Source organism: Streptomyces sp. NPDC052016 (assembly GCF_044548445.1).
In the GTDB taxonomy this organism is placed as follows: Bacteria; Actinomycetota; Actinomycetes; order Streptomycetales; family Streptomycetaceae; genus Streptomyces.
In genome coordinates this window covers 38,312-49,662 of the sequence record NZ_JBIUBX010000041.1, presented here as the reverse complement: position 1 = coordinate 49,662, position 11,351 = coordinate 38,312, and the positions used below count along the sequence as shown (strand labels likewise).

The 11,351-nt window shown below is 73.3% G+C and carries 7 protein-coding genes, 1 tRNA gene and 1 riboswitch; of the genes, 4 read left to right on the top strand and 4 right to left on the bottom strand.

Annotation, left to right across the window (positions count from 1 at the left end):
• Positions 1-197: 197 nt before the first annotated feature.
• Positions 198-2,330 (bottom strand): asparagine synthase-related protein, encoded by a 2,133-nt coding sequence (locus tag ACIHAR_RS37180; RefSeq protein ID WP_400023645.1) that lies wholly within the window; start codon positions 2,328-2,330, stop codon positions 198-200.
• 723 nt (positions 2,331-3,053) lie between these two features.
• Between ACIHAR_RS37180 and ACIHAR_RS37175 the strand changes: the two genes are divergently transcribed.
• The 4 genes from ACIHAR_RS37175 (at position 3,054) to ACIHAR_RS37160 (ending at position 8,609) form a co-directional block, all read left to right on the top strand.
• Positions 3,054-4,478, top strand: coding sequence for an MFS transporter (locus ACIHAR_RS37175; RefSeq protein ID WP_365469525.1), 1,425 nt, complete (start codon positions 3,054-3,056; stop codon positions 4,476-4,478).
• Between the two features lie 212 nt (positions 4,479-4,690).
• The gene (gene lhgO, locus ACIHAR_RS37170) at positions 4,691-5,905 is read left to right on the top strand and encodes an L-2-hydroxyglutarate oxidase (protein ID WP_400023657.1); all 1,215 of its coding nucleotides are present in this window, start codon (positions 4,691-4,693) and stop codon (positions 5,903-5,905) included.
• A gap of 347 nt (positions 5,906-6,252) precedes the next feature.
• The gene (trmB, locus tag ACIHAR_RS37165; protein ID WP_365469522.1) at positions 6,253-7,095 is read left to right on the top strand and encodes a tRNA (guanosine(46)-N7)-methyltransferase TrmB; all 843 of its coding nucleotides are present in this window, start codon (positions 6,253-6,255) and stop codon (positions 7,093-7,095) included.
• Between the two features lie 71 nt (positions 7,096-7,166).
• Positions 7,167-8,609: a PrsW family intramembrane metalloprotease gene (locus ACIHAR_RS37160; RefSeq protein WP_400023643.1), complete on the top strand. Its 1,443-nt coding sequence runs from the start codon at positions 7,167-7,169 to the stop codon at positions 8,607-8,609.
• 67 nt (positions 8,610-8,676) lie between these two features.
• On the opposite strand, the gene ACIHAR_RS37155 is transcribed toward ACIHAR_RS37160, so the two are convergent.
• The 3 genes from ACIHAR_RS37155 to ACIHAR_RS37145 form a co-directional block, all read right to left on the bottom strand.
• Entirely contained in the window at positions 8,677-9,621 is a 945-nt protein-coding gene (locus tag ACIHAR_RS37155) for an aldo/keto reductase (RefSeq protein ID WP_365469519.1), read from the bottom strand.
• 115 nt (positions 9,622-9,736) lie between these two features.
• On the bottom strand, positions 9,737-10,762 hold the full coding sequence (locus tag ACIHAR_RS37150) for a M23 family metallopeptidase (RefSeq protein WP_400023641.1): 1,026 nt from the start codon (positions 10,760-10,762) through the stop codon (positions 9,737-9,739).
• Between the two features lie 7 nt (positions 10,763-10,769).
• Positions 10,770-10,930, bottom strand: a riboswitch (cyclic di-AMP (ydaO/yuaA leader).
• Between the two features lie 315 nt (positions 10,931-11,245).
• Positions 11,246-11,319 (bottom strand) — tRNA-Met (locus ACIHAR_RS37145).
• Positions 11,320-11,351: the final 32 nt, after the last annotated feature.

Genomic DNA, 11,351 nt, shown 5'->3' with positions numbered 1-11,351 from the left:
TCGCGGGCTTCGGTCCGGGGCAACGCGGAAGAACTCCGCGTCGCCGGCGCTGTAGGCGCGGCAGGTCGCGGGCTTCGGTCCGGGGCAACGCGGAAGAACTCCGCGTCGCCGGCGCTGTAGGCGCGGCAGGTCGCGGGCTTCGGTCCGGGGCAACGCGGAAGGAGTCCGCGCTGCCGGTGCGGGGGGCGCGTCCGTCGTTACCCGGAGGAGACCGCTCGTCGCTGTGGGGCGATGCCCGCCGGTACCGCACGTGCGCGTGCGGGGGTGCCTGTCCAGCACGTTCCCCGGCGGGACAGGAGGCGACGGAGCCACAGTTCGAGGGAGACGAGGTCGGCGAGGCCGTCCAGGGGAAGGGGCTCGCCCGCCGCGGCGCCTCGCAGGGCCTTGCGGACGACGCGGGCCTCGATCAGGCCCGCCTCCGCGAGGAGCGGGGCGTCGAAGAGGGACAGGAGGGGGTCCGCGGCCGTGCGCAGGCCCGCGCGGGCCGCGGCGGTGGTGGAGGCGAGGGAGGGGGCGCCCCAGCCGGGCGGCAGATCGGCCACCCCGGAGCCTTTGAGGACGGTACGCAGGATCGCGGCACGCGCCCCCGGTTGCACGCGCAGGGTCTCGGGGAGCGCACGGCAGGCGCGGACGACCTGGTTGTCGAGGAAGGGCGCGTGCAGGCGCTGGGAGCGGATCTCGGCGGCCTGTTCCAGGACGCGCAGGTCCGCGGCGTGGCGGGCCAGGGCGGCACGCGCGCGATAGTCGCCGGGACGCTGTCCGGGGCCCACGCCGGCGCGATGGGCCGTCCCCTGCAGGCGAACCGATACTTCGGCCAGTGCCTCGCCGGTCAGCCACCGCGCGGCCGGACCGGGCCCGCCCCACACGAGGGCCGCCAGGGAGGCCCCTACGGCGCCCGCCGCGCCCGCGGGGTCGTCGAAGCGGCGGTGCAGGAGCCGTTCGGCGAGGCCTTCCACCCCGGCCCGGTACGGCGTCCGGGCCAGCCGGCGGGCCGCGCCGTACACGCGCGCGGGGACGAGCACGGAGCCGTCCGCCTTCGTCAGGGCGGCGACGGGCCGGACGAGGTGGCGTCTCTTGCGGTCCATCAGCAGGTCCGCCAGGCGCGCCGGATGCGCGTCGAGGACCTGGCGGGCGCCGTAGCCGGTGAAGTGGTCCGCGCTGCCCGCGGCGAGTCGGGCGCGGTGGCGGGCGGCCGTCACCAGGCTGGGGCCGGGCTCGTCGGTCAGGGGGCCGTCCAGGTCGGCGTAGGGCAGGGTCTCCTCGCCGCCGGCCACGACGACGTGGTGCAGGCGCGGGTTGGCCGCGAGGGTGCCGGCCCGCTCCAGTTCCGCCTCGTGGCCGCCGACGGCCAGGTCGTTGAAGGTGACGGCCAGCAGGCGCTCGCCGGCGCCGGTGCCGTGGCCCAGGATCGTGCCGGGCATGCCCGGCAGGCCGGCCGCCAGCAGTGCCAGCGTCCCGGAGGCGGGGCCGCCGGACAGGTCGGCGCCGATGCCCGGGACCGGCATGCCGCGCGCGGCACGCCGTTCGGCGGGCCCCATGCCGGGCACGGGACCGGGGTCGATGTCGGGGACGTGCCGCGGCGCGGACAGACGCGCGCGTACCGCCTCGACGAGGGCGTCGCGCACGGCGTCGACCGCGCTGTCGGGGTCGGCCGGGGGCGCCGCCACGGCGAGGGAGGCGACCGGCTCGTACCCGGCGATCTCGCGTGCCCCGGCGCGCAGGATGAGCGCATGCCCCGGCGGAATGCGCCGCACGCCGTCGTACGGCGTGGAGTCGTGCACGGCGGCCGGTACGTCGGGGGCGGCGAGCAGGGCCGCCAGGTGGCCGAAGTCGAGGTTGGCCTCGATGAGGTCGGCCAGCGGCAGCGCGGCCGTCGCGTACGCCGTGCCGCCCGCCCAGGGGGTGTAGAACACCGGGCGCGCCCCCGCCAGATCGCCGCAGACGGTGATGCGCCGGCCGACCTGGACGATCGCGGTGTAGCTGCCCGGCCAGGCGGTCAGATGCCGAAGTGCCCCACCGCGCGCGGCGAACAGCCCCACGCGCAGCTGCTCGTCGGTCGCCCCGCAGGTGCCGAGCACGGCGATCCGGGTCTGGGCGTCGGCCCGCACCACCCGTACCTCGTCGGGCCGCCAGTCGCCGACCGCCCACAGTGGGTCCGGGTCGCCCCACAGGAGTTGGGAACCCACCGGGTGCAGCGTCTCGCCGTCGTACCCGATGCGTCCGCCGTCCTCGCCGGCGTACGTGCCGGGGCCGCCGTGGCTCCCCGCTCCGGCGGCGCCGGGGCCGGTGGCTCCCGCGGCGGTGCTGCTCCATCCCACCAACCACCGCATCGACGCCTCCACAGGCTGTGGACGAACAGTGCACCGTACGAACGGTTCACATGCTGCCACGAAGAACGCGTCGCAGAAGGGAGGTGACGCCGCTTGAGATCCCCGGAGTGCGCCCCCCGAACGCCCCCGCGCCGACCTGCGGGACGGTGCGCGCGCACGCGCGTGGGGCGTCGGCTCCCGCGCGCACCCCCGCGTGTGCGACGCGAATGCGCCCCCGATACGCTCCCCCAAAACGCCCTGCGCGCCCTCGATTTCCATGGCGGGAAGCGGAATCGCCGACGGATCCCAGGGATGATTTTCAGCCAAATCCCACGCGCGCGAGGGTCGTTGCGACGGACCCGCACACGCTCCGTACACGATCGGCGCCTCGACCGGCGCGCCGGTCCGGGAGGCGGGAAACGCCCCCCGGACCGTTCCGCCGCCCGCGGGGATGGTGGCGGCGGTGTCCCCCAGCCCACTGGATCCAGTACAGCGGGCCGACCCACGCACCACCCATGGAAACGCTCCCCCGATGGCCGGAGAAGAGCGCACGGACGGGCGCACGGCCACACAGCGGGAGCACGTCGCAACAGTCCGTACCGGCGCCCGCGCTTCCGTACGGACCACAATCCCGCCAACCGGAAGAATGCCCCTTAACGCTTGGGATGCGGCGAACTACGCTGGGTTTACGAATGCCGCGTGGTTATGCCAGCGCGGCAGCCGTCTGTGTCGAGGGGTGGCGCAATGTCCAGGGAGCAACGCGGGCCGAACGAAAAGCTCGGCGCCGTTCTCGCCCTCGCGGGAATCAGCAACGCGGGACTCGCGCGACGCGTCAACGACCTTGGCGCGCAACGCGGTCTGACTCTTCGCTACGACAAGACGTCCGTGGCGCGCTGGGTGTCGAAGGGCATGGTGCCGCAGGGCGCCGCACCGCACCTCATCGCGGCCGCGATCGGCCAGAAGCTCGGTCGCCCGGTGCCGCTCCACGAGATCGGTCTGGCGGACGCCGACCCCGCGCCCGAAGTGGGCCTCGCCTTCCCCAGAGATGTCGCCCAGGCCGTGCGCTCGGCGACGGAGCTGTACCGGCTCGACCTCGCGGGCCGCAGGGCCGGCTCGGGCGGCATCTGGCAGTCGCTGGCCGGTTCGTTCGCAGTAAGCGCCTACGCAACGCCCGCCTCGCGGTGGCTGATAACCCCGGCCGACAGTTCGGTGGCGCGTGAAGCGCACTCCCTGGAGGGCCCCGGCGCACCGCTCAAAGTCGGCCACAGCGATGTGCAGAAGCTGCGGGAGGCCGCCGAGGACGCCAGGCGCTGGGACTCCAAGTACGGGGGCGGCGACTGGCGTTCGTCCATGGTGCCGGAGTGCCTGCGGGTGGAGGCGGCGCCGCTGCTGCTCGGCTCGTACTCCGACGAGGTCGGCCGGGCCCTCTTCGGGGCGAGCGCCGAACTGACGCGCCTGGCCGGGTGGATGGCGTTCGACACCGGGCAGCAGGAGGCCGCGCAGCGCTACTACATCCAGGCACTGCGCCTGGCGCGGGCTGCGGCGGACGTCCCGCTCGGTGGCTACGTCCTGGCGTCGATGTCCCTGCAGGCGACGTACCGCGGCTTCGGCGACGAGGGCGTCGACCTCGCGCAGGCCGCCCTGGAACGCAACCGGGGCCTCGCCACGGCCCGCACGATGAGCTTTTTCCGCCTGGTCGAGGCGCGCGCCCACGCGCGCGCGGGTGACGCGCAGGCCGCCGGCGCGGCCCTCAAGGCCGCCGAGAGCTGGCTGGAGCGGGCCCGCGACGGGGACAACGACCCCTCGTGGCTCGGCTTCTACTCCTACGACCGCTTCGCCGCCGACGCCGCCGAGTGCTACCGCGACCTGAAGGCGCCACGCCAGGTGCGCCGCTTCACGGAGCAGGCGCTGTCGAAGCCGACGGAGGAGTTCGTGCGCTCGCACGGACTCAGGCTCGTCGTCTCGGCGGTGGCCGAGCTGGAGTCGGGGAACCTCGACGCCGCGTGCGAGCAGGGGGTGCGTGCGGTGGAGGTGGCCGGCCGCATCTCCTCGGCCCGCACCACCGAGTACGTCAAGGACCTCCTGCACCGGCTGGAGCCGTACGGCGACGAGCCCCGCGTGGTCGAGCTGCGCGAGCGGGCACGGCCGCTGCTGATGACTCCCGCGTAGCGCTCCGCCGGGGGGCGGGTTCGGATGCGTGTGCCTGGTTCCGCCGCCTTGGGGTGCGCGCCGCGTGTGGCTGGTCGCGCAGTTCCCCGCGCCCCTGACGGCGCTGCGGTCCCCCGTGTTCAAGCAGGTCCACCGGCGCCTGGCGGGGCGGGGCGCTGTCCCGCGTTTGAAGTGGCTGTCAGTGGCACAGTGCACTATCGGAGGCGGAGGTGGTGCGGGTGGTGGCGTACGACTGTGACGTGCTGGTGATCGGCGGAGGGATCGTCGGCCTGTCGACGGCGCACGCGATCACCCGTGCCGCACCGGGCACACGGGTGACGGTGCTGGAGAAGGAGCCGGGACCCGCCCGGCACCAGACGGGACGCAACAGCGGCGTCATCCACAGCGGCATCTACTACCGCCCCGGCTCGCTCAAGGCGCGCTACGCGGTCCGGGGCGCCGCCGAGATGATCAAGTTCTGCGCGGAGTACGGCATCCCGCACGCCGTCACCGGCAAGCTGATCGTCGCCACGGACCGCTCCGAGCTGCCCCGCCTGCACGCGCTCGTCCAGCGCGGCCGGGAGAACGGCATTCCGGTCCGGGAACTGGGCCCCGCCCAGATCGCGGAGTACGAGCCGGAGGTCCGCGGCCTCGCCGCGATCCACGTCCGCACGACCGGCATCTGCGACTTCGCCGCGGTCGCCCGGCAACTGGGCGAGGCATCCGGCGCGGAGATCCGCTACGGCGCACAGGTCGTCCGGATCGACCGGCGCCCGGAGCGGGGCGTCGCCGTCCGCACCGCGCGCGGGGACGTCGTCCGCGGCCGCGTCCTGGTGAACTGCGCCGGCCTGTACTGCGACGAGATCGCCCGTCTGGCCGGCGACGAGCCCGAGGTCCGGATCGTCCCCTTCCGGGGCGAGTACTACGAGCTGGCGCGGCCCGAGCTGGTGCGCGGCCTGGTGTACCCCGTGCCCGACCCCGCCTTTCCCTTCCTCGGGGTGCACCTCACCCGCGGCATCGACGGAGGCGTCCACATCGGACCCAACGCGGTACCGGCGCTGGCCCGGGAGGGGTACGGCTGGGGAGTCGTGCGCCCCGGAGAGGCGGCGGCGACGGCTGCCTGGCCCGGAGTCTGGCACCTGGCCCGCCGGCACTGGCGCTACGGCGCCGGCGAGCTGCGCCGGTCGCTGTCCAGGGCCGCCTTCGTGGACGCGGTGCGCCGGCTGCTGCCGGCCGTCGAGGAGGGCGACCTGGTCCGGGCGGCCGCCGGGGTACGGGCCCAGGCGGTGCTGCGGGACGGCGGACTGGTCGACGACTTCCTGATACGGGAGGGCCCGCGGACGGTCCACGTCCTGAACGCGCCCTCCCCCGCGGCAACGGCCTCCCTGCCGATCGGCCGCGAGGTGGCGCGAAGGGCACTGGGTGCGCTGGGGGAGCTGGGGGAGTGATCCGGGCCCCGGGCAGCCTCTGCCCGTCCCCCGTACACGGCTCCGCCGCTCCCACCCCCGTCCCCGTCCCCGCCCCCGCCCCTCCTCCCGCGTACATGTCCTCACCCCTCCTCCCGCGTACATGTCCTCGCCCCTTCGTCCCCCCTTCATGGCTCCGCCCCCTGGGGGGCCCGTCAGAGGACACCGCCCCGGCGCCCGGAGCCGTCGCCCACCCACCACCGGAATCGAGCGGCAGCGGAGTGACCGTAGAGACCCACGCGCTTCGGATTGACCCTTCGGGGGCCGCCTCCCCCGTCCCGGCAGCAGACGCCAACCACCGGCCCCTCCCACGTAAAATCGACCCCACTGTGTCTGATTTCCTGAGCACCTCCGACTCCCGCCGACCCGCCTCCGGCGAGTCCCTTCGTCACACCCGCGCGAAGGGCGAGCCCCGGTTTCCCGACGGGCCCAAGGCCGACCCCGCCGGCTCGCACTTCGAGCGGCGGATCCGGAGTTTCCAGCCACGCCGCAGCCGGGTGACCGCGGGGCAGGCCGACGCGTTGCAGCGGCTGTGGTCGAAGTGGGGGCTGGACATCGACGGACACCCCGTCGACCTCACCGAGCTGTTCGGGAACGACCACCCCGTCGTCCTGGAGATCGGCTTCGGGATGGGTGAGGCCACCGCGCAGATGGCCGCCGCCGACCCCGGCACCAACATCCTCGCCGTCGACGTCCACACCCCCGGCCAGGGCAACCTCCTGAACCTCGCCGACCGATGGGGGACCCTCGGCTCGCACGGGGCCGGGAGCGGGGAACGCCTCACGAACATCCGCGTCGGCAACGGCGACGCGATCATCCTCCTGCGCGAGATGCTCGCCCCGGACTCCCTCGACGGCCTGCGCGTCTACTTCCCCGACCCCTGGCCCAAGAAGCGCCACCACAAGCGGCGCCTCATCCAGCCGGAGTTCCTCACCCTCGCCGCGACCCGTCTGAAGCCGGGCGCGCTGCTGCACTGCGCGACGGACTGGGAGCCGTACGCGGAGCAGATGCTGGAGGTGCTCACCGCGCACCCCGACTTCGCGAACACCCAGGCGGACGGCGGTTTCGCGCCCCGCCCGGCCTTCCGGCCGCTGACCCGTTTCGAGGGACAGGGCCTGGACAAGGGTCACGTGGTGAACGATCTGCTGTTCCGTCGCGTACAGCACGGCTGACCGACCGCCCCCCCCACACACTCCCCGCTGTCCCGCCCACCACCGTCCTCTCCCTCGTTAGGGTCGATGCCGTGGCCATCAGTTCCCCGTACCCACCGCACCCGCCGCATCCGCCACACCCGGACGGCGCCCCCGAGGGCGGTGCGCTGCGGCACGCGCACTGGTGGCAGCACAAGTGGGTGCGCTACGGCGCCCTGATCACCCTGCTCGCCCTCTCCGGTCTGGTCATTCTGGCCCTCGTCCGCGAACAGACCGGTACGGAGGGCTTCCTGGTCGGCCTGGGACTGGCCGTCCTCCCCGTCCCCCTCCTCGTCGCCGCCTTCCGATGGCTCGACCGGGTCGAGCCCGGCCCCTGGCGCAACCTGGTTTTCGCGTTCGCGTGGGGCGCGTGCGCGGCGGCGCTGATGGCGATCGTCGCCAACAGCTTCGCCACTCGATGGATAGCCACGGAGACCGCCGACCCCTCCAGCGCGGACACGCTCGGCGCGACCGTCATCGCCCCGATCGTCGAGGAGTCCGCCAAAGCGGCCGCCATCCTCCTCGTCTTCCTCTTCCGCAGGCGGGACTTCACCGGCCTGGTCGACGGCGTCGTCATAGCCGGGATCACCGCGACCGGCTTCGCGTTCACCGAGAACATCCTCTATCTCGGCAACGCCTTCGGCACCGACCAGCTCAGCGGCGACGGCGGCATCGCCTCGGTCACCGCCGCGACGTTCTTCGTACGCGTCATCATGTCGCCGTTCGCCCACCCCTTGTTCACGGTCCTGACCGGCATCGGCTTCGGCATCGCCGCCCTCGCCGGGGACAGGCAGCGTGTGCGCCGGGTCCTGCTCCCGCTGTCCGGACTGCTGCTCGCCATGGCGATGCACGCCCTCTGGAACGCCTCGGCGACCTTCGGCGAGTGGGGGTTCTTCGCGGTGTACGGGGCGTTCATGGTGCCGGCGTTCGCGGTGCTGACCTGGCTGGTGGTGTGGACGCGCCAACGTGAACTGGGCACCGTACGCGAGGAGCTCCCCGCCTACGCGGCGGCGGGCTGGCTCACCCCGGGGGAACCGTACGCCCTGGGCTCGATGCGGGCCCGGCGGCTGGCCCGCGACCACGCCCGTCGGTACCTGGGCAAGCCGGCCGCGCGCGAGGTGGCCCGGTACGAGGCGTACGCGACGTCCCTGGCGTTCCTGCGGCACCGGGGACGCCTCGGCCGGGCCGGCGCCGACTTCGTCGTACGGGAACGGGAGCTGCTGAACGAGCTGTGGCGCCGCAAGGACATCGCGCGCCCCGCGCTGGACCACGCGGCCCGTATGACGGCGCCCCCGGTGCCCCTGGCCATGCCGCCCTGGCCGATGTACGGGGTCCACGGGCACGGGCATCCGCCGGGGACGGCGCCCGGCCCGTACCCGCAGGCCCGGTACCCGCAACCCCCACCCCAGCTCCCGCACCCTCACCCGCACTTCCACCCCGGGTACTCCGGGTACGGCCCCTACCCCCCACCCCACGGGGCTCAGCGGAACCAGTGACGAGGGCCGCCCCCGCCGGACATCGGTCCGCCATCGGGAGACCCTCGGCGCGCCTCTCGGCGGTCCGTTACGCGGACGCCTCCGTCAGACGCCCGATCTCGCCCTCCGTCAGTTCCAGCCCGGCCACGCCCAGCAGCGCCGGCAGCTGCTCCACGGTCCGTGCGGAGGCGATCGGCGCGACCACCGTCGGCTGAGCGGCGAGCCACGCCAGTGCCACGGTGGCGATCTCGCTGTCGTGGGCCCGGGCGATCTCGTCGAGGGCGGCGAGGACCTTCCGCCCCCGCTCGGTCTGCAGGTGCTTTCCGGCCCCCTGGGCCCGCGCGCTGTCCACCGTCGCACCGGGCCGGTACTTGCCGGTGAGGAAGCCGGCGGCCAGCGCGAAGTAGGGCACGGCGGCGAGGCCGGTGGCGGCGACCAGGTCCCGCAGCTCGCCCTCGTACGTGTCGCGTGAGACGAGGTTGTAGTGCGGCTGGAGGGCGACGTACCGGGCGAGGCCCTCGCGGTCGGAGAACTCCAGGGAGGCCCGCAGGCGTTCGGCGGAGATGTTGGAGGCGGCGATGTGCCGCACCTTGCCCGCCTTCACCAACGCGTCGAGCGCGCCGACGATCTCCTCGACGGGCACCTCGGGCTTGTCGAAGTGGGTGTAGTAGAGGTCGATGCGGTCGGTGCCCAGGCGGCGCAGCGAGGCGTCGGCGGCGGCCTTGATGTTGGCGGCGGTCAGGCCCTGGAAGTCGGGGTGCTGGCTCACCTTCGTCGCGATCACGACGTCGTCGCGGTTGCCGCGGGCCCTGAGCCAGTTGCCGATGAGGGTCTCGGACTCACCGCCGCTGTTGCCGTCGACCCACGCCGAGTAGGAGTCGGCGGTGTCGACGAAGTTGCCGCCGGCGGCCGTGTAGGCGTCGAGCACGGCGAAGGTGGCCGCCTCGTCGGCGGTCCAGCCGAAGACGTTGCCGCCGAGGGCGAGCGGGAAGACCTCGAGGTCCGAGGAGCCGAGCTTGCGCAGAGAAGTCATGCTCCGATTCAACGCCGTGGCCGGAGGCACGCATTCCGCGCCTCCGGCCAAGGGTTCCGCAAACATCCGGGAAACCACCTCACCGGCCCCCGGAATACTCAGGAGGTACGGGACCTCAGAGGCTCAGCCCCTTGTCCCGCAGCCAGGCGGCCGGGTCGATGCCCGAGCTGCTGCCGCCGGGGTGGACCTCGAGGTGGAGGTGGGCGCCGGTGACGTTGCCGGTGGCGCCGACGCGGCCGATGACGTCACCGGTGGCGACCTTCTGGCCGACGCTGACGCTGATGGAGGACTGGTGGGCGTACCAGATCTCGGTGCCGTCGTCGAGGGTGAGCACGGTCTTGTACCCGTACGACCCGTCCCAGCCGGCCGAGGTGATGGTGCCGCTGTGCACGGCCTTGAGCAGGGTGCCGGTGGGGGCGGCGAAGTCGAGGCCGGTGTGGTACCCGGAGGACCAGTAGGCGCCGGCCTGACCGAACGTCGAGGTGATGGTGTACGAGGAGGTCGGCAGCGTGTACTGCTTGGCGAGCTCGGCCAGCCGCTCGGCCTCGGCCTTCTTCGCGGCCTCCTCGGCGGCCTTCTTCTTCGCGGCGGCGGCCTTGGCCTCCGCCTCCTTCTGGGCCTTGGCGGCCGCTTCCGCCTCCGCCTTGGCCGCGGCGGCCTCGGCGGCGGCCTGGGCCTTGGTCTCGAGCTGCGTCTGCTGCGACTCGGCCTGCGCCATGATCCGGCTGCGCAGCGCCTCGCCGGCGTCGGCCGCGCTCTCGGCGCTGTCGTCGGCGGCGAGGGTGCTGCCGAAGGCGCTGAGGGCGGGCGCGGGCTCCTCGGCGGGGGTGTCGTCGTCCGAGATCAGGGAACCCACGTTGGGGAGGTCCGGCATGGAGATGGAGACAGGCGGCTTGCCGGTGTTGGCGCTGGCCATGCCGCCCGCGCCGACGGCGGCTATGACGCCGACGCCCAGGACGGTGGAGCTGCGGGCGAGTCCGCCGCGCTGCTTGGCGACGCGGTGCCGGCCGCGTACCGGGCGAATGGACTCCGCGGTGGGGTTCCACTCCTCCCAGGGGCCCTCGTCGGTGCGGTAGCCGCCATAACCGAAGGTCTGGCTGGGCGCGCTGGGGGCTTCTGGGGCAGGCCGGTTGGACGCCACGCGGGCGTACTCCTTTCCTTCCGTCGCCTACCGGGTTAGCTGACGGGTTCGGAGCGGGAAGGTCTCCTACGCGCGTAAATCCGGCCGTGTTTCCACGGCGGCTTCCGCGTGATTCACCCCAAGGTGGTGGTTCCCCGGTTCCCTTACGGGATTCGGCGCGTGCGCACGGAGCCGCCTCTTGTGACGGCTGGGACGACCGCGCTGCGTTATCGAACGTTAATAGACCCGGGGGTTGGATTCCAAGCTGTTCCACTTGATCAACAACATTTCTGGCCTGGACTTTCGCCCCAGGAGCGGTGAAAACCGGGCGAGTTGACCACGCCTCGCGGTCGCTACAGGAGTCGCAGCGTTTTTGATGGTGACTCAGTTGTTATGCACAGGGCGCTCAGCCGATCACGGTGCGCGAGAAAGCCGTCAGGGACGTCACGGAGAAACCACCGAGGGCCGGAACCCTGTGATCGGGTTCCGGCCCTCGGCCTTGAGTAGCGGGGACAGGATTTGAACCTGCGACCTCTGGGTTATGAGCCCAGCGAGCTACCGAGCTGCTCCACCCCGCGTCGGTATGACACCAGTGTACGCCATCCGCCGG

Coding starts and splice junctions, on each gene's coding strand:
- ACIHAR_RS37180 (WP_400023645.1), bottom strand. CDS start 2,330: ATGCGGTGGTTGGTGGGATGGAGCAGCACCGCCGCGGGAGCCACCGGC.
- ACIHAR_RS37175 (WP_365469525.1), top strand. CDS start 3,054: ATGTCCAGGGAGCAACGCGGGCCGAACGAAAAGCTCGGCGCCGTTCTC.
- ACIHAR_RS37155 (WP_365469519.1), bottom strand. CDS start 9,621: ATGACTTCTCTGCGCAAGCTCGGCTCCTCGGACCTCGAGGTCTTCCCG.